This window comes from Methylobacterium indicum (genome assembly GCF_017347565.1).
Lineage (GTDB): Bacteria > Pseudomonadota > Alphaproteobacteria > Rhizobiales > Beijerinckiaceae > Methylobacterium > Methylobacterium indicum.
This window is the reverse complement of record NZ_AP024145.1, coordinates 2,867,058-2,884,895: the sequence shown is the minus strand read 5'-3', so window position 1 is coordinate 2,884,895 and position 17,838 is coordinate 2,867,058. Positions and strand designations below refer to the sequence as shown.

Annotated in this window: 17 protein-coding genes; 5 read left to right on the top strand and 12 right to left on the bottom strand. The window is 70.5% G+C overall.

Translation table 11 applies throughout. The annotated features are described in order from the left end of the window. The first annotated feature begins 538 nt into the window (after positions 1-538). The 4 genes from mazG to miv_RS13530 all read left to right on the top strand — a co-directional run bounded on the left by mazG (position 539) and on the right by miv_RS13530 (position 3,696). Positions 539-1,372, top strand: a complete 834-nt coding sequence (gene mazG / locus miv_RS13545) for a nucleoside triphosphate pyrophosphohydrolase (protein ID WP_207183139.1) — start codon at positions 539-541, stop codon at positions 1,370-1,372. Between the two features lie 55 nt (positions 1,373-1,427). Continuing rightward, positions 1,428-2,042, top strand: coding sequence for a helix-turn-helix domain-containing protein (locus miv_RS13540; RefSeq protein WP_244496782.1), 615 nt, complete (start codon positions 1,428-1,430; stop codon positions 2,040-2,042). Between the two features lie 14 nt (positions 2,043-2,056). Continuing rightward, positions 2,057-2,611, top strand: coding sequence for a GNAT family N-acetyltransferase (locus miv_RS13535; RefSeq protein WP_207183138.1), 555 nt, complete (start codon positions 2,057-2,059; stop codon positions 2,609-2,611). A gap of 92 nt (positions 2,612-2,703) precedes the next feature. Then, positions 2,704-3,696 carry a catalase family peroxidase gene (locus miv_RS13530; protein ID WP_048429577.1) on the top strand — a complete coding sequence of 331 codons (993 nt, stop codon included), beginning with the start codon at positions 2,704-2,706 and terminating at the stop codon, positions 3,694-3,696. Positions 3,697-3,843: 147 nt separating this feature from the next. Here miv_RS13530 and miv_RS13525 read toward each other — a convergent pair whose 3' ends face one another. Together miv_RS13525 and miv_RS13520 are read right to left on the bottom strand one after the other, a co-directional pair. After that, positions 3,844-4,164 carry a HigA family addiction module antitoxin gene (locus miv_RS13525; RefSeq protein ID WP_048429576.1) on the bottom strand — a complete coding sequence of 107 codons (321 nt, stop codon included), beginning with the start codon at positions 4,162-4,164 and terminating at the stop codon, positions 3,844-3,846. Between the two features lie 60 nt (positions 4,165-4,224). Next, positions 4,225-4,506: a type II toxin-antitoxin system RelE/ParE family toxin gene (locus miv_RS13520; protein ID WP_082172198.1), complete on the bottom strand. Its 282-nt coding sequence runs from the start codon at positions 4,504-4,506 to the stop codon at positions 4,225-4,227. Between the two features lie 167 nt (positions 4,507-4,673). Here miv_RS13520 and miv_RS13515 point away from each other — a divergent pair, with 167 nt between their 5' ends. Next, a complete protein-coding gene (locus miv_RS13515; protein ID WP_207183137.1) occupies positions 4,674-5,891 on the top strand; it encodes an MFS transporter in 1,218 nt (405 codons plus the stop codon). Positions 5,892-5,928: 37 nt separating this feature from the next. On the opposite strand, the gene miv_RS13510 is transcribed toward miv_RS13515, so the two are convergent. From miv_RS13510 to miv_RS13465, 10 genes are all read right to left on the bottom strand, one after another. Continuing rightward, positions 5,929-7,089, bottom strand: a complete 1,161-nt coding sequence (locus tag miv_RS13510) for an AAA family ATPase (protein WP_207183136.1) — start codon at positions 7,087-7,089, stop codon at positions 5,929-5,931. 13 nt (positions 7,090-7,102) lie between these two features. Next, positions 7,103-7,270: a DUF4926 domain-containing protein gene (locus miv_RS13505; RefSeq protein ID WP_244748991.1), complete on the bottom strand. Its 168-nt coding sequence runs from the start codon at positions 7,268-7,270 to the stop codon at positions 7,103-7,105. Between the two features lie 64 nt (positions 7,271-7,334). Beyond that, positions 7,335-7,679: a hypothetical protein gene (locus tag miv_RS13500; protein WP_207183135.1), complete on the bottom strand. Its 345-nt coding sequence runs from the start codon at positions 7,677-7,679 to the stop codon at positions 7,335-7,337. Between the two features lie 163 nt (positions 7,680-7,842). After that, positions 7,843-9,222: a GTPase HflX gene (gene hflX / locus miv_RS13495; protein ID WP_207183134.1), complete on the bottom strand. Its 1,380-nt coding sequence runs from the start codon at positions 9,220-9,222 to the stop codon at positions 7,843-7,845. A 217-nt stretch (positions 9,223-9,439) separates the two neighbouring features. Then, the gene (hfq, locus tag miv_RS13490; protein ID WP_048429571.1) at positions 9,440-9,694 is read right to left on the bottom strand and encodes an RNA chaperone Hfq; all 255 of its coding nucleotides are present in this window, start codon (positions 9,692-9,694) and stop codon (positions 9,440-9,442) included. A 294-nt stretch (positions 9,695-9,988) separates the two neighbouring features. Further along, positions 9,989-11,359, bottom strand: coding sequence for a nitrogen assimilation response regulator NtrX (gene ntrX, locus miv_RS13485; protein WP_207183133.1), 1,371 nt, complete (start codon positions 11,357-11,359; stop codon positions 9,989-9,991). Positions 11,360-11,483: 124 nt separating this feature from the next. After that, the gene (locus miv_RS13480) at positions 11,484-13,805 is read right to left on the bottom strand and encodes a sensor histidine kinase NtrY-like (protein ID WP_048429569.1); all 2,322 of its coding nucleotides are present in this window, start codon (positions 13,803-13,805) and stop codon (positions 11,484-11,486) included. A gap of 139 nt (positions 13,806-13,944) precedes the next feature. After that, entirely contained in the window at positions 13,945-14,382 is a 438-nt protein-coding gene (locus tag miv_RS13475) for a Ros/MucR family transcriptional regulator (protein WP_048429568.1), read from the bottom strand. An 855-nt stretch (positions 14,383-15,237) separates the two neighbouring features. After that, positions 15,238-16,695 (bottom strand): nitrogen regulation protein NR(I), encoded by a 1,458-nt coding sequence (ntrC, locus tag miv_RS13470; protein ID WP_058617532.1) that lies wholly within the window; start codon positions 16,693-16,695, stop codon positions 15,238-15,240. 5 nt (positions 16,696-16,700) lie between these two features. Beyond that, on the bottom strand, positions 16,701-17,804 hold the full coding sequence (locus tag miv_RS13465; RefSeq protein ID WP_207183132.1) for a two-component system sensor histidine kinase NtrB: 1,104 nt from the start codon (positions 17,802-17,804) through the stop codon (positions 16,701-16,703). Between the last annotated feature and the right edge of the window lie 34 nt (positions 17,805-17,838).

Here is a 17,838-nt window from a genome sequence, read left to right as displayed (position 1 = left end):
GAGCGGCGCAGAGTTCGATACGGGGCCGGATCCCGGATCCGCCGGCCGCGCAGAGTTCGATACGCGAACGCGACTCGAAACCGACCGGATTCCGGGGACTTGGCCGGGCCCCGACGCCGAATCCGATGCGCGGGCACGCAGACTTCGATGCGCGAACCCCCAGAATCCCCGCAGAATCCGATGCGTCTCCACGCAGAGTCCGATGCCGATCCACGCAGAGCAGGATACGCGACCACCCCGCAAAGCCTTGTCATGGAAGGGAAATTAGCTCCTCCATATAATCCACATAACTGACTCTCTGAGAATCCATGACTGATAAGTCACCTATAGGGCCGAGACAGGGTTCGTTTTGAAGAACGATCGAGGGCGCCTTCGGCGCCGATCGGATACAATCCTCGACCGGTACGGAATTTATGGAATAAGCGAGCTTCTTCAGTGCCCTGCCCTCTCGCACCGGGCGCTTCCCCGGGGGCTTGGCGGCGCCTATGAGCGGGGTCGAGGCGCCGCCCGGGGCGGCGCGGACGGATGGCGAGCGACCATGAGCACCACCCCGATCGCGCGGCTTCTCGGGATCATGGCGCGCTTGCGCGACCCGGAGGGCGGCTGCCCGTGGGACCTGGCGCAGAACCATGCCAGCATCGTCCCCTACACGATCGAGGAGGCCTACGAGGTCGCCGAGGCGGTGGAGAACGGCGACCCGGAGGAGCTGCGCGACGAGCTCGGCGACCTCTTGTTCCAGGTCGTGTTCCAGGCCCGGATCGCCGAGGAGGCCGGCGCCTTCGGCTTCGACGAGGTGGCCACCGCCATCGCCGACAAGATGGTGCGCCGCCACCCCCACATCTTCGGCGACGCCAAGGACCTCGATCCGGCGGCGGTGAACGCGCAATGGGCGGCGATCAAGGCCGAGGAGCGGCGCGCCAAGGCGGCCCGCGCGGCGGCGAGCGGGCGCCCGCCCGCCCCGGAGGGCATTCTCGACGGCGTGCCCCTGGCGCTGCCCGCCCTCGCCCGGGCCGAAAAGATCTCGCGCAAGGCGGCGTCCGTCGGCTTCGACTGGCCGGACGCGGCGGAGGTCGTCGCCAAGGTGCGGGAGGAGACCGACGAGGTCGTGCAGGCGCTGGCCGGCGAGGGCCCGGAGGCGGTGGCCGAGGAGATCGGCGACCTCCTGTTCTCGGTCGCCAACCTCGCCCGCCATGCTGGCGTCGATCCGGAGGAGGCCCTGCGGCGGGCCAACCTGAAATTCCAGCGCCGCTTCGCCGCCATGGAGGCGGAGGTGACGAAGGACGGCCGCCCCCTGGCGGGAGCCGGCCTCGCGACGATGGAGGAGGCCTGGGTCACGGTGAAAAGGCGGGAGCGCCAAAACCCACCCTTATAGAGAGCGTCGGGCGATCGGCTTGACGGCCGATCGAATATGGGAAAATCTCTCATTCATGAGAGATGACCTCATGCCCGAGCCCGTGGCCGACTCGCGCGCCGCGCCCGGCGAGGCCGCGGCGATCGACCTGCGGCTGGCCGCCCGGCTCGCGTCCTTGCGCCAGGAGCACGGCCTGTCCCTCGACGCCCTCGCCACCGCGAGCGGCATCAGCCGCCCCACCCTGTCGCGGCTGGAGCGGGCCGAGACCAGCCCGACCGCCTCCCTGCTCGGCCGGCTCTGCACCGTCTACGGCCGGCCGATGTCGCGGCTGCTCGCCGAGATCGAGGCCGACCCGGCGGAGGTCGTGCGCCACGACGCGCAGGCGGTCTGGGTCGATCCCGAGACGGGGTTTCGCCGCCGCGGGGTCTCGCCCCCGGCCCGGGATTTTTCCGTCGAGCTCGTCCACGGCACCCTGCCGGCCGGCGCCAGCATCGCCTACGCGGCCCCTCCCGTCGGCGGGCTCGAGCATCACCTCTGGATGCTGGGGGGCCGGCTCGACCTCGCCCTCGACGGTGTCGTCCATGCCCTGCTGCCCGGCGATTGCCTGCGCTACCGCCTCGCCGGCGCCTCCCGCTTCACCAGCCCGGGCCCGGACGAGGCCCGCTACCTGATCGCGATCGGCCGGCCGTGAGAGGACGCGACACGATGACGAGAATCGAGACCCTGTCGGCCGACGCGGCGGAGGCCGCCCTGCTCGACCTCGCGGCCCTGCTCCATGCCTGCGTCCTCGCCGGGGCCAGCATCGGCTTCGTGCTCCCCTTCACTCTCCCCGAGGCGGAAGCCTTCTGGCGCGACGGGCTGCCGGCTTTGCGCAGCGGCGCCCGCCGGCTGCTGGTGGCCCGCCACGAGGGGCGCGTCGTCGCCAGCACCCAAATCGGCCTCGCCGCACCGCCGAACGGCCGGCACCGGGCCGAGATCACCAAGGTGCTGGTCCATCCGCAGATGCGTCGCCGCGGCCTCGCCCGGGCCCTGATGCGGGAGGCCGAGGCGGTGGCCCGGGCGGAAGGCCGCTCGCTCCTGATCCTCGACACCCGCTCGGACGATGCCGGCGAGGCGCTCTACCGCTCGCTCGGCTACGCCGTCACCGGCGTGGTGCCGGATTACGCCTGCTCGCCGGAGGGCGTGCCGGAGCCCTGCACCTTCATGCACAAGCGTCTCCAGGAGACCGAGCGGGATACCAGGCGCCGATCCGGACCCTGACGAAATTTTGATGCCCTGATCGCTTGCGCACAATCGAATGCTCGGGTCATGTCGCGCCGGGCCGAATCGGCCCCGCGAAGGGACGACCGACCATGACCCCCACCCCGATCCGGCGCACGCTCCTCGGCGCCGCCCTGCTGCTCGCCGCCATCCCGGCCGCCTCGGCGCAGGATGCCTCGTCCACGGCCGAGCAGACCATCGCGGCCATGACCAAGATCTTTGGCGACCATCCCGGCAAGCGCTCGAACCACGCCAAGGGCGTGGTGGTGGAGGGCAGCTTCACCCCGTCGAAGGACGCCAAGACGCTCAGCAAGGCGGGCGTCTTCTCCGGCGCCGCCGTGCCGGTGACCGTGCGCTTCTCCGACGCCACCGGCCTGCCGCAGATTCCCGACGGCGCCCCCGAGGCCAACCCGCACGGCCTGTCGATCAAGTTCAAGCCCGCCGACGGCTCCGAGATGGATGTCGTCACCAACTCGCTCAAATTCTTCCCCGTCGCCACCGGCGAGGAGTTCCGCGACCTTCTGGTGGCGATCACCAAGAGCGGCCCCGGTGCCGCGAAGCCGACCCCGGTCGAGCAGTTCATGGCCGCCCACCCGAACGCCCCGAAGGCGCTCGCCACCGCCAAGACCCCGTCGAGCTTCGGCCGCCAGGTCTATAACGGCGTCAACGCCTTCATCCTGGTCGATGCCGCCGGCAAGCGCACCCCCTTCCGCTACCGCATCGTGCCGGTGGCCGGCGAGGAGCTCCTGAGCGCCGACGACGCCAAGGCCAAGGGCCCGAACTACCTCGTCGAGGAGATGCCGGCCCATCTCGCCAAGGCGCCGGTGGCCTTCCGGATCGAGGCGCAGATCGCCCAACCCGGCGACACGACCAAGGACGCGACCGTGGCCTGGCCGGAGGACCGCCGCTTCGTCGATCTCGGCACGCTCACCCTGACCAAGGCGGTGCCCGACAGCCAGACCGCCGAGAAGGCGCTCCTGTTCATGCCCAACAACCTGCCGGACGGCGTCGAGGTCTCGGACGACCCGCTGATCGACGCCCGGGTCCAGGCCTACGCGATCTCGTTCGGGCGCCGCTCGCAGTGAGGTTTTTTGGCGCGCGGCGCGGCTCCAGGGCCGGCGCCGCGCGCCTCCCTCGGCCGCCTTGCGTCGGCCGGCCGACGCGAGGCGGCCGGGATTGGTCTCGCCGCAGATTTTCGCCGCAAAACCGGCCACCACTTTTGCGAAATCTGCTTATGCCGCTTCCCGCGCCAGGGGCCGGATGCGGTCGATCTCCGCCCCGATCGCCCGCTGGGCGCGCCGAAGTTCGTAATCGCCCTGCAGATTGATCCACACCTGGGGGTTCATCCCGAAGTAGCGCCCGAGCCGGAGCGCGGTATCGGCGGTGATCGGCGTCTCCTCCCGCGCGATCCGCTCGATCCGGGTGCGCGGCACCCCGCAGGCCTTGGCCACCGCGTAGGCCGTCAGCCCGAGCGGCACCATGAACTCCTCGCGCAGGACCTCTCCAGGATGGAGGGGGGGAAGCAGGTCTTCGGTTTCCAGTTCGATCGCCACGGGGCTGTCCCCTCCGATTGGGCCGGGTCGACACCCATGCCCGCGATGCAACTCTTCGCGTCAGTGATCGTCCGCGATCTCGACCGCTTCGGGCCCTTGACCGGTCCAGCGGACGCAGATGCGCCACTGATCGTTGATCCGGATCGCATGCTGCCCCGCTCGATCGTGCAGGATCGGATGCAGCTTGTTACCCGGTGGCAGTTTCAAATCGTCGAGTGACGTTGCGCTGTGAAGGTAGCGCAGCTTGCGACGTGCGACCTTCAGGATACTGGTCGGCAATCCCTTCGGCTGCTGATCGTTGAGCACCGCTTCGGTTCTTTCGTCGGAGAAGCTGCGGATCACGATGAGTCACCCCGACCACCTGATAGTATCATGATGCGATACCAACGACTGGGAAAGGCTTGATTTTTCGCGGTCGAAGCGCTGCCCTCCCTCGGCGTTGCCGGCCACGCTGATTCGCATTGCGTGCCTCCCGGCGGCGTCGCGCAAACCTCGCAGTCCACTCCCTCATGCCCCCCTTCCTCACGGCCAACCTGCGCTGGCTCGCGGCCGGGTTCCTGCTCCTGTTCTGCGGCTGCTTCGGCCAGACCTTCGTGGTCGCCCTGTCGGGCGGGGCGATCCGGCGGGAGTTCGGGCTGTCGGACGGGGCCTTCGGGACGCTCTATGCCGGCGTCACCCTGGCGGCGGCCCTGGCGCTGGCGGGGCTCGGCGGGCTCATCGACCGCTGGCCGGCGACCCGGGTGGTGAGCCTTGCCGCCGGCCTCCTGGCGGCCGGGGCCGCGCTCCTCGCCCTGTCGCCGAACCTCCCCGTCCTCGCCGCCGCTCTCTTCCTGCTGCGCCTCGCCGGCCAGGGGCTGATGCTGCAGACCGCCTACACGCTGCTGGGGCGCTGGTTCTCGGCCGAGCGCGGCCGGGCGGTGTCGCTCGCCGCCCTCGGGCTCAATGCCGGCCAGGCCTGCCTGCCCCTCGCCCTCGTGGCGGCCGCGACAAACCTCGGCTGGCGCGGCGCCTGGCTCGGGATCGCCGTGCTCCTGGTCCTCGTCGCCCTGCCCCTCGCCCGCCGTCTCGTGCGGCGCGAGCGGGTGCCCGTGGCGACGGGCGGCGCCGGGCCGAGCGAGGGCGCGACCCGGGCGCAAGCCCTCGCCGACCCGTTCCTCTACGGGTTGCTGCTGGCGATGCTGCCGCCCTCCTTCATCAGCAACACGATCTTCTTCCATCAGGTGCATCTCGCCGAGAGCCGGGGCTGGCCGCCGGAGGTGCTGGCCGCCGCCTTCCCGCCCTACGCGGTCGCGACCGTCCTGTGCCTGCTGCTCGCCGGCCGCCTGGTCGACCGGTTCTCGGGCCTCGCGCTGCTCCCGTTCTACCTGGTGCCGTTCGGCCTCGCCTGCCTGGTCCTCGGCGGGGTCTCCGCGCCGTGGTCCGCCTTCGCCTTCATGCTGCTCTACGGCGTCACCGACGGGATCTCGCTCACCCTGTTCGGCGCGCTCTGGCCGGAGGTCTACGGGACCCGCCATCTCGGGGCGATCCGCGGCGCCATCGTGGCGATCATGGTGCTGGGTACGGCTTTGGGCCCGTTCCTGGCAGGCAGGCTCATCGATGCCGGCGTGCCGTTCTCCGGCATCGTCACCGGGATGGGCCTCTATTGCCTGGTCGTCTCGGCCGCCTTCTGCCTCGTCCGGCGCCGGCTCGCGGCGCATCTGCGCGGGCGCCGGTTCGCGGCGGCGTGACCCGCGCCATGGACCGGGCCTACCGCTTGGGCCGGGACTATCGTTTGGGCCAGGTCCAGGACGGCGGGTCGTGGTCGGGCGCGAGGGTCTCGCCGAGGCGCTTCTCCAGGGTGATCCGCGCGGCGCCCTCCTGCTCCAGGGCCGCCACCAGGGCGGCGGCGTGCGACACCACCAGGATCTGCGTGTCCCGCGCGGCCCGGGCGATCAGCGCGGCCAGCGGCGCCAGGAGGTCGGCGTGCAGGCTGGTCTCGGGCTCGTTGAGCACCATCAGCGCGGGCGGGCGCGGCGACAGGAGTGCGGCGGCGAGCAGGATGTAGCGCAGCGTCCCGTCGGAGAGTTCCGCGCCGCGCAACGGGCGCAGCAGGCCGTGCTGGCGGAATTCGAGGGTGAAGTGGTCCTCGCCGCTCGCCACCGACAGCGCCGCCCCCGGAAAGGCCTCGGCGATGGTCGCGCCGAGGGCGTCCCGGTCGCCGATCTCCAAGATGGTCCGGATCGCCGCCGCGACGTCGGCCCCGTCGCCGGCGAGCACCGGCGTGCGGGTTCCGATCTGCGGCCGGCGGGCCGGCGCGTCGCGGTCGGTGCGGAAATGGTCGTAGAAGCGCCAGGCCCGCATCCGCTCGCGCAACATCAGCACGTCGAGGGCGTCGCGGGGATCGGCGCCGTGGGTCATCAGGCTGTCGAAGGCGGGCAGATCGTGCAAGGCCTCGGTCCAGGTGCCGGTGCCGTCGCGCAGCCGCACCAGGGGCCCGCGGCGCTCGGCGAAGACGTTGGCCCGCCCGACGATCGGCCCGGTCCAGACGCTCTCGGCCTTGATCTCGGGATCGTGGGAGAAGAACGTGCCGGCAAAGGACGGCGGCGGCAGGCCGAGGGCGATGGCGTAGCCGACCTCGTCGTCCGAGAAGCCGAGCTTCAGCTCGACGGGGCGGCGCCGCACCGTGCCCTCGACCCGTTGCGAGCCGTCGAGGACCCGGCGCCCGAAGGTCTCCGGCCCGGCCCAGAGCGCCGAGGCAAAGCCCCCTTCCCGGGCGAGCGACGGGATCGCCCGCCCCTGCGCCACTTCGGCGAGGAGCCGCAACGCACGGTAGAGACTCGACTTGCCGCTGCCATTGGCCCCCGTCACCACGGTCAGCCGGTCGAGGCCGAGCACGATGTCGCGCAAGGAGCGGTAGCCGGAAATGGCGAGGCGGTGGATCGGCATGGGCCCGCGCGCCTCAGGGCGAAACGGGAGCGAGATCGTCCGCCCCCACCGTGGCCAGGGCGCCCGGCGGCTGCGCGAATTCGACCTCGTAGGCGGCGCCGTCGCGCCAGATGCCGACGATCGTGCCCTCGGTACCGGCGGGGATCGCGTCGCCGTCGTCGGTCGTGACGGGGATGGTCACCAGGACGCTGTCGAGATCACGGAACCGCGATTCTCCCCCACCGCGCCGCGCAACGGATATCGGGTCAGTAGGTGAATGCGAACCTTTCATCGCCGATCATCCCTTCGCCGCGTCCTTTGCTGTGACCCGGGCCGAGAAGGTTTGAGGTCGATACCATCGAGAAGGTCCCGGTCCTGCCGTCGGAGCAGCGCACGGTGCCTTCGCCGCTGGAGGACCAGTGCTGGTACGAACCACGACATTCGAGGCCGTCTCTCGCCTTGAAGTCGATAGAATGGCCATCGAGATAGCCCGAGAGCATCCGGCCGCTCGCGGAGGTGCCCTCCATCCTCGTGAGGAAGCTGCAGGCGCCGGCACTCGCGCACAGACCCGCCATGACGATTAGGAGCGGCCATCGGCCGAGGATGGTCATGCGTGATGCTCGTTTTTCCGAATCGGCAGCGATGGACATTGCCACCGTCCGATTGCGAGCTTACGCGCGTCACGTTCACGAAACATGAATTTCGTTTGCCGTCCGACACTCGAACGTCGTCGGCACGTGAGAGGGCGACCCGTCGCGACCGCCCCGGGAGGCCCTACCCGCTCCCCTTCAACCGCCGCGCCGCCCCGAACCGGTTGAGGAACCGCGGCTCCTTCTCCGGCGCGACCCGGACCACGAGATGCATCGCGCCCTCGGCATCCTCGCGGCGGTCGAGCACCTCGGCATTCTCGTAGAGCCAGTGCAGTTCCGCTCCTTGCGCCGGGTCCAGGATCACCGCGAAGCTCGTGCGGGTCGCGGCGATCCGGGCCTCGATCCGGGCCATCAGGCGGTCGATACCCTCGCCGGTCAGCGCCGAGAGCAGCACGGGCTTCGGCCCCTCTTTCCCATTCGGCCGGCTCAGGTTCATCAGGCGCTCGCGCTCCGCCTCGTCGAGGAGGTCGGCCTTGTTCCAGACCTCGATCACCCGGTCGGTGTTCGGCTCGATGCCGAGCTCGGTCAGCACCTGGGCGACGTCGGCTCCTTGCGCCTCCGCGTCCTCGTGGGCGATGTCGCGGACGTGGAGCAGGATGTCGGCCTCGATCACGTCCTCCAGCGTCGCCCGGAAGGCGGCGATCAGCATGGTGGGCAGGTCGGAGATGAAGCCGACGGTGTCGGACAGGATCGCGGTCTCGCCGTGCGGCAGCTTGATGGCGCGGGCCGTCGGGTCGAGGGTGGCGAACAGCATGTCCTCGGCCAGCACCTCGGCCCGGGTCAGGCGGTTGAACAGGGTCGACTTGCCGGCATTGGTGTAGCCGACGAGCGCGACGATCGGGTACGGCACCCGGCGCCGGGAGCGGCGGTGCAGGCCGCGGGTGCGGGTGACGGTCTCGAGATCGCGCTCGATCCGGGTCATCCGCTCCTGGATCATCCGCCGGTCGGCCTCGATCTGGGTCTCGCCCGGGCCGCCGAGGAAGCCGAAGCCGCCGCGCTGGCGCTCGAGGTGGGTCCAGGACCGCACCAGCCGGCTGCGCTGGTAGGCCAGATGCGCGTGCTCGACCTGCAGCGTGCCCTCGCGGGTCGAGGCGCGCCGCCCGAAGATCTCCAGGATCAGGCCGGTCCGGTCGATGACCTTGACGCCCCAGGCCTTCTCCAGGTTGCGCTGCTGCACCGGCGAGAGCGCGCAATCCATCACCACGAGGCGGATGCCGTCGGCCTCGATCCGCCCGGCGATCTCCTCGACGCGGCCCTTGCCCAGGAAGGTCGAGGGCCGGATCTGCTGGACGGTGACGAGGAGCCGGTCGGCGACGTCGAGCTCGATCGCGGCGGCCAGGCCCACCGCCTCGTCGAGGCGGGCGAGCGGGGCCCGGGGCTCGCCGCCATGGTCGCGCCGGGTCTGGTAGGGGCCGATCACCAGCGTGCGGGTCTCGGCCGCGATCGCGGCTTCCGGCTCGGCCTGGCGTTGCAGGCGGATCTCGCCCGGTGTCCGCGGTTCCATCGTGTCTCCGGCTGCTCCCGAAAACAGGCCGGGAGTCCATCGGATAGAGGTTGGATGGAGCGGGGCCGGAATCAAGCGCCGGAGGGCGTGCGGACGACGAAAAACAGGCCGCACGAGGCGGCCTGGATGAAGTCGACGTGCCGAGGGCGGCACGGATGCGCGCGGCGGGCCGGCGAGGCCCGGCCGCGCGGGGTGCAGGCTGCGAGCGTGCGGCGGATCAGGCCTTCTCGGCCCCCTCCTCGCCCTGCTCGAACAGCTGCACCGGATGGCCCGGCATGATGGTCGAGATCGCGTGCTTGTAGACCAGCTGCGAGTGTCCGTCGCGCCGCAGCAGCACGCAGAAGTTGTCGAACCAGGTCACGACACCTTGCAGCTTCACGCCGTTGACCAGGAAGATCGTCAGCGGAATCTTGTTCTTGCGAACGTGGTTGAGGAAGGTGTCCTGCAGATTCTGAGCGCGTTCGCCCGCCATTCTTCTTGTCCTTTGAACCCGCTGCCAGTCCCTGTTGACGGGTCGGTCCGTGTTGTTGTGCTGCGGGAGGCGCGACGCGCCGCCCCGGGAACCGGCCGCCCCATTACACGGTGAAGCTCGTCCGGGCGCAAGTGCAGACTGGCCGCAGGGAAAGCTCCCCGGACCGTCGCACCCGCCGCAACCGTCCTTTGCCCGCGCTCCGTCGCGTCCCGGCCACAGGCCCGCCTAGCAGAAAGCCCCGGGCGGGGCACCGTCGCAAGCGGGCCGGCGCGACCGCGGCGCCGTCAGGCGCCGTCAGGCGCCGATGCCGAGCGACTTGAGCTTCCGGTGCAGGGCCGAGCGCTCCATGCCGATGAACTCGGCGGTGCGGGAGATGTTGCCGGAGAACCGGGCGATCTGCGCCACCAGGTATTCGCGCTCGAAGATCTCGCGCGCCTCGCGCAAAGCCAGGCTCATCAGCTTCTCGCCGCCCGCCCCGCTCGGGGTGGTGGGCACGAGCGCGCCGACCTCGCTCGGCAGCATCTCGGTCGTGACCTCGGTCTCGGGATCGCCCTGCGTCAGGATCATCAGCCGCTCGACGTTGTTGCGCAGCTGGCGGACGTTGCCGGGCCAGTCGTGCGACTGCAGCACCGCCATGGCGTCGGCGGCGATGCGCCGTTGCGGCAGCCCGGTGGCGGCCGAGATCTGCTCCATGAAGAACGCGATCAGTTCGGGCACGTCCTCGCGCCGCTCGGCGAGCGAGGGCACCCGGATCGGCACGACGCTGAGACGGTGAAAGAGATCCTCGCGGAAGCGCCCGCCGGCGATCTCCTCCGCGAGGTCGCGGGACGAGGACGAGATGATCCGCACGTCGACATGGACCCGCGTGGTGCCGCCGACGCGCTGGAAGTTCTGGTCGACGAGGACCCGCAGGATGCGGTTCTGGGTCTCGCGGGGCATGTCCGCGACCTCGTCGATGTAGAGGCTGCCGCCATGGGCCTCCTCGAGCGCGCCGACCCGGCGCGGCTTGCCGTCGGCGGCCTCGACGCCGAACAGCTCGGCCTCCATCGTCTCGGGCGTGATCGTGGCGGCGTTGATCACCACGAAGGGGCCGTTCGCCCGCGACGAGGCGGCGTGGATGGTGCGGGCCGAGAGCTCCTTGCCGGAGCCCGGCGCGCCCGCGATCATCACCCGGGCGTTGGTGGGCGCCACGCGCTCGACGGTCTGGCGCAGCTGGTTGGCCGCCACCGAGGCGCCGACGATGCGGCTCGCCTGGCCCGACCGCGCCTTGAGGTCGCGGACCTCGCGCTTGAGGCGCGAGGCCTCGAGCGCCCGCTCGGCGACCAGGATCAGCCGGTCGGCCTTGAACGGCTTCTCGATGAAGTCGTAGGCGCCCGCCTTGATCGCCGAGACCGCGGTCTCGATGTTGCCGTGGCCCGAGATCATCACCACCGGCAGGTCCGGGGCCTGGGCCTTGATCACGTCGAGCACCTGGAGCCCGTCGAGGCGCGAGCCCTGGAGCCAGATGTCGAGGAAGACGAGGTGCGGGCGGCGCGCCTCGATCGCCGCCAGCGCCTCGTCGGAGGAGCCGGCGGTGCGGGTGCGGTGGCCCTCGTCGTCGAGGATGCCGGCGACGAGCTCGCGGATGTCGGCCTCGTCATCGACGATCAGAATGTCGGCGCTCATGGCTTCAAGGCCTCCCCCGCGACGCGGGCGGCGGGCCTGAGGCCCCGCACCCGGTGCTGTATCGAATTGGGCTGTCGGATTGGGCGTTCGTGAGGTCCGGCGCTTCCGGCGGCGGGCCGGGGCGTCACGCGGCGGGCTCCGGAGAGGTCGCCGGGGAGGTGGGTGTCTCCGGGGTCTTGACCGGCCGGGCCCGGCCGGCCTCCGCCGGCTCGTCGCGGCGCATCTCCCGCAGGACCCGCATCCGCACCTGGCCGCCGCGCCCGCGCGGGTTGTCGTTCAGCTCGATGCCGCCGCCGTGCTCTTCCAAGACCTTGCTCACGATCGCCAATCCGAGGCCCGTGCCCCCCTCGCGGGTGGTCATATAGGGTTCGAGGAGCCGCTGGCGCCCTTCGGCCGGGAATCCCTTGCCGGTATCGGTGATCTCGATGACGGCGGCCTCGCCCTCCTCGTAGAGCCGCACCGCGACCAGGCTCTCGCCCCGGGTCTCTTCCGGCACCGCCTGCACCGCCTCGACGGCGTTCTTGAGGATGTTGGTGATCGCCTGCGACAGGAGCCGCGTGTCGAAGGCGGCGCTGACGCGGTTCACCCCCTCCTCCAGCGTGAAGGCCACGTCGGGATGGGCCACCCGCATCATGAACAGGTTCTGCTTGACGATCTCGGTCAGGTCGTTGCGGGCGATGGCGGGCTTGGGCATCCGCGCGAAGGACGAGAACTCGTCCACCATCCGCTTGATGTCGTCGACCTGGCGCACGATCGTGGCGACGCACTGCTCGAAGATGTCCTTGTCGACGGTGATGACCTTCCCGTACTTGCGCCGGATGCGCTCGGCCGAGAGCTGGATCGGGGTCAGCGGGTTCTTGATCTCGTGGGCGATGCGGCGGGCGACGTCGGCCCAGGCCGAGGTGCGCTGCGCGGTCACGAGGTCGGTGATGTCGTCCAGCGTGACGACGTAGCCCCGGTCGCCGTCCTGCGACTGCTCGCTCGTGGTGCGCACGTCGATGGTGCGCTCGCGGCCGTTGCGGGCGATCTGGATCTGCTGCTGGGTCGGGCGGGCGCGGGCATCCCCCGGCAGGCCGCCGAGCTCGGGCATCGCCACCGCCAGCGGCTCGCCGACGAGGTCGGCGACGGAGCGCCCGAGCATCCGCTCGACCGACGGGTTGGCGATGGTGATGACGCCGCGCCCGTCGACGCCGATGACCCCGGCCGGCACCCCGGCCAGCACCGCCTCGGTGAAGCGGCGGCGGCTGTCGATTTGCTCGCTCTGCTCGATCAGGGTGGTGCGCTGGCGGCTGAGCTCCTGGGTCATCTTGTTGAAGCTCTCGCCCAGGTGCTGGAGGTCGCCCTCCGTCTTCCGGAACGGAACTTGAGCGTAGTAGTTGCCCGACGCGACCTGGTCGGCGGCGTTGATCAGCCGGCGGATCGGCGCGACGAAGCGGTTGGCGAAGTTGAGCCCGAACCACACCGCCGACAGGAGCGCGATCAGCGCGATGAGCGCGAACATCGTCGCGAAGGCGATCTGCACGCTGCGCCGCCCGGCATCGATGGTCAGGAACTCGGTCGCGGCGGCCCGCGACACGCCCGGGAACTCGACCGCGAGCCGCGTCACCTCGCGCTCGACCAGCAGGAAGGCGTCGTCGTAGGCCGGCAGCTTCATCAGCGTGCCGAAGACCCGCCCCTCCCGGGGCAGCAGGCAGGTGGCGTCGGGGGATTTCGCCGCCTCCTCGAAGTCGCTGGCCGAGGGCAGCGGCGGATCCTTGAGGATGTCGATGTTGGCCCGCGCCACGGTCTCGGTCGGCGAGCGCATGATCCGGGCGATCGGCAGGCCGAGCGAGGCGGCGCGCGCGGTGAGGAAGCTCTCGAACCAGGCCCGCTCGACGTCGAAGGCGGGCCGGGCCCGGGTGAGGTCGTCGGACAGGATGCGCGCCTCGCGGGCGAGGCTCTGGCACTGGTTGGTCAGGTAGGCGTCGGCGACGTCGACCGACATCAGCACGACGTTGCGCATCCGGTCCGAGAACCAGGGCGACAGGCCGCGCTCGAGGGTGATCGACGCCACCACGGCGAGAAGCACCGTCGGCAGGGTCGCGATCAGGCTGAACAGGCCGACGATGCGGGTGTGGAGCCGGGCGGCCGCCGCGTTGGTGCGCCGCGCCCGCAGGAAGACCCGCGCCTCCCAGGCGATGACCACGACGAGCAACAGCACCAGGGCGACGTTGCTGAGGAGTAGCGCCACCACCACCGTATGGGTCGGCGCGATCGCGGTGGCGCCGACCAGGATCAGGAAGGTGACGAGCGCCAGCGCCAGGGCGACGATGACCGCCAGCGCCCCGAACCAGCCCGGACCCCGCGGCGCGGCGTCCGGAACCGACCCGGGCGGGAGCGGCCTGTCGGGATGACCGGCCGGGCCGGAAGCGGGCGCCGGAGCCCGGGGGCGTCGTGTGAACAGCATCCGTGGTGCAAGGCCACTACAGTGTGGCGAAATTAATACGGATGCCGCCGCGGCGGCAATCGGTGCCGCCGGCGGCGATGGGTCGGCGCGGGGTCGGGCCTGGCCGGATCCAGAGTGCCGGGTCGGGGCCCGCGGCGCGTCAGGCCGCCTGGTTCGAGCGCGGGCGGCGGACCACCGGCTTCTGGCCGAGCCCGATGCTCTTGGCGAGCTCGGAGCGCTGGGCGGCGTAGTTGGCGGCGACCATCGGGTAGTCCGGCGGCAGGCCCCACTTCTGGCGGTACTGCTCGGGGGTGAGCCCGCGGCCGGCGAGATGGCGCTTCAGCGTCCGGTACCGGCGCCCATCCTCCAGGCTGATCAGGTAGTCGGGCGAGACGGTCTTCTTGATCGGCACCGGCGGGGTCAGCCGCTCGGGCTCCGCCGGGGCGGCCGTGCCGAGACGGGCGACCGCCTCGTGGACGCTGCGGATCAGGCTCGACAGCTCGCCCACCGGCACGCTGTTGTTCGACACGTAAGCCGACACAATATCGGACACCAGGCCGATCATCTGGGGCGTTTCGACGTGGTCATCTGAACTCATTGTGGTCCTCGAGAAATGCGGCCCCCGGTCCGAGGTGATGGATGTTACGCCGGTCTGCGTCAACTGCAAGCTGTCCCGGTCAACATAAGAGAAGGTTCTGCTTTGGAGGTATTTTCCCGGAGCAGCGGACACCAGGGTGGTCGCCGTCGCGGCGGGCTGCCGTCCGACCCCGCCGGGGCACCGGCCCGCCGATCGATCGACGATGAAAAAACGATTTTTATCAAGGGCTTGTCCATAAGGACGACGCATCGTCAGCGGTCCGAGGCGAGCGCCATCCAGGGGGCTCGGCATACCGGCGCCGCTCCGCCGGTGCCAGTTAACAATCGGTAAAAACTACAAAACAATAGTTCGCGGGCCGGGCAAACTCCGCGCAGAGGCCCAATCCACGCGCCGCTGGGCCGACCGTCGCGACCGCGGCTGATCGCTCGAAACCGTGTCATCCCGCGGAGATTTTGCGCGTGGGCGACGGCGATCACGGTCCGGTGCCGCATTCGATAGATCTAACGGCGCTTCGGTCGCCGATGGCTGGCCGGATCGACTGAAGAATATGCTTGGTTCGAACGATGTTCTATTGTCCAGAGAGCGCCATGCCGCATCGTAAACGCACGGCATACGACGCGCGGCAAGGTTTCGTGCCGGTCGTGCCCAAGAATACGCCTATACTGTGGGCGGCCGATACCGGGTGCGACAGGCTCTCATCGGGCCGTCGGCAGGCCGGCCTTGCCGAATTGTCCCGGATCTTGGTCTTTGGTACCCCCCTCGTCCTACGGGGAGCCAGGATCTGCGTCGGAATGTCGCGCACGAGCGAGGGGGTTTTCCCCTCGCTTCTCCCGTCGATCGTCCCCGTCGCCAGCCTCAGCGCGGGGTGCGGAAGACCTGCAGGTCGAGGTCGCGCACCTTCTTGCGCAGGGTGTTGCGGTTCACGCCCAGCAATTCGGCGGCGCGGATCTGGTTGCCGCGGGTCGCCGCGAGTGCCGCGCCGATCAGCGGGCCCTCGATCTCGCGCAACACGCGGTGGTAGAGGCCGGGCGGCGGCAGCGTGTCGCGGTAATTGGAGAAATACTCCGAGAGGTGCCGCTCCACCGCCGCCGACAGGCCTTCCGCCTCCCCGTTCCCCTTGCGCCCCGTCCCGCCTTGCGCGGGGGCGGCGAGCGGCAGGGTGTCGAGCTCGGCCTCGATCACCGGGCCGGTGATCGTCTCCTGGGGGTAGAGCGCCGCGAGGCGCCGCACCAGGTTCTCGAGCTCGCGCACGTTGCCGGGCCAGCGGTAGCGCTTGAGCTTCTCCATCGCGTCGCCGTCGAGCTGCTTGCGCGTCAGGCCCTCGCGCTCGACCAGCACGAAGAAGTGGCGCACGAGGTCCGGCACGTCCTCGGAGCGCTCGCGCAGGGCCGGCAGGCGCAGCGGCACCACGTTGAGGCGGAAGAACAGATCCTCGCGGAAGATGCCCTGCTGGATCGAGACCCGGAGGTCCTTGTTGGTCGCCGCGATGATGCGGACGTTGGTCTTGATCGGCACCCGGCCGCCGACGGTGGTGTATTCGCCCTGCTGGAGCACCCGCAGCAGCCGGGTCTGAGCCTCCATCGGCATGTCGCCGATCTCGTCGAGGAAGAGCGTCCCGCCCTCGGCCTGCTCGAACCGGCCGGCCGAGCGCGCGGTGGCGCCCGTGAACGCCCCCTTCTCGTGGCCGAACAACTCGGATTCGATGAGGTCGCGGGGGATCGCCGCCATGTTGACCGGCACGAACGGGCCCGAGCGGCGGCGTCCGTAATCGTGGAGCGCGCGGGCCACCAGTTCCTTGCCGGTGCCGGATTCACCCGTGATCATCACCGTGAGGTCGGTCGGCATGAGCCGGGCGAGCGAGCGGTAGATCTCCTGCATCGCCGGCGAGCGGCCGACGAGCGGGATGTCCTCGTTCTCCGGGGGGGCTCCCGGGGACGCGGCGCCGCGCGGGCGCGACAGGGCGCGGCCGACGATCGCGGTCAGCTCCTTCAGGTCGAAGGGCTTGGGCAGGTACTCGTAGGCGCCGCGCTCGGAGGCGCGGATCGCCGTCATGAAGGTGTTCTGCGCGCTCATCACGATGATTGGCAGGTCCGGCCGCACCCGCTTGATGCGCGGCAGGAGGTCGAAGGCGTTCTCGTCGGGCATCACCACGTCGGTGATGACGAGGTCGCCCTCGCCCTGCGCCACCCAGCGCCACAGGGTGGCGGCGTTGCCGGTCGAGCGGACCTCGTAGCCGGCGCGGGACAGGGCCTGGTTGAGCACGGTGCGGATGGCGGCGTCGTCGTCCGCCACGATGATGTGTCCGTTCGGCATGGCGCTCACTCGGTCTCGGCGGAGGATTCGCGCCCGTCGCGCGCGTGCGACATCGGCAGGAGGACGCGGAAGGCGGTGCGGCGGGGGGCGGGATCGCACTCGACGATGCCGCCGTGGTCGCCGACGATCTTGGCGACCAGCGCGAGGCCGAGGCCCGACCCTTGCGCCTTGGTGGTCACGAAGGGGTCGAACAGGTCCGGCAGGAGTTCGGCCGTGACGCCCGGTCCGTTGTCGCGCACCGCCACCTCGATCGGCAGGCTGACCCGCTCGCGCGAGCCCGGCACCTGGAGGCGCAAGCCCGTGCGGAAGGCGGTGGAGAGGACGATCTCGCCGTCGACCGCATCGGCGCCGATCGCTTCCGCCGCGTTCTTGACGAGGTTCAGGATCACCTGGACCAGCTGGTCGCGGTTGCCGAGCACCGGCGGCAGCGAGGGGTCGTAGGTCTCGACGAAGCGGATGTGGCGAGCAAAGCCCGACTGGGCCGAGCGCTTCACCTGGTCGAGCACGCCGTGGACGTTGACCGGCCCGCGCTCGACCGGGCGTTCGTCGCCGAAAAGCTCCATCCGCTCGACGATGCGCACGATCCGGTCGGATTCGTCGCAGATCAGCCGGGTCAGAAGGCGGTCGTCCTCGGCGGCCGACTGCTCGAGGAGCTGGGCGGCGCCGCGGATGCCGGCGAGCGGGTTCTTGATCTCGTGGGCGAGCATCGCGCCGAGCGCCACCATCGAGCGGGCCGCGCCGCGATGGGTGAGCTGGCGGTTCATCTTGTCGGCGATGGTGCGCTCCTGGAGCATCAGCACCACGAGGTCGTCGTCGAGATGGGTCGCGAACACGTCGACGCTGCGCTCGACGCCGGTGCGCGGCGAGGCCAGTTCCACCCGGTACTCGCTGACGCTGGCGCGGCGGCGGCGCACCTCGTTCACGAGCGCGATGATCGGCGAGGAGAACGGGATGATGTCGCGCAGGCGCTGGCGCTGCATCATCCGGCGCGAATAGTCGAAGAAGTGCTCCGCCGCCATGTTGACCCGGAGGATCCGCTCGTCCGGACCGATGGTCAGGACGGGCAGCGGCAGGGCGTTGATGATCATCTCGCTCGTCGGGTCGCTCATGGACGAGGCCTTCCGGGTGCGGGCGGCAGGGGGG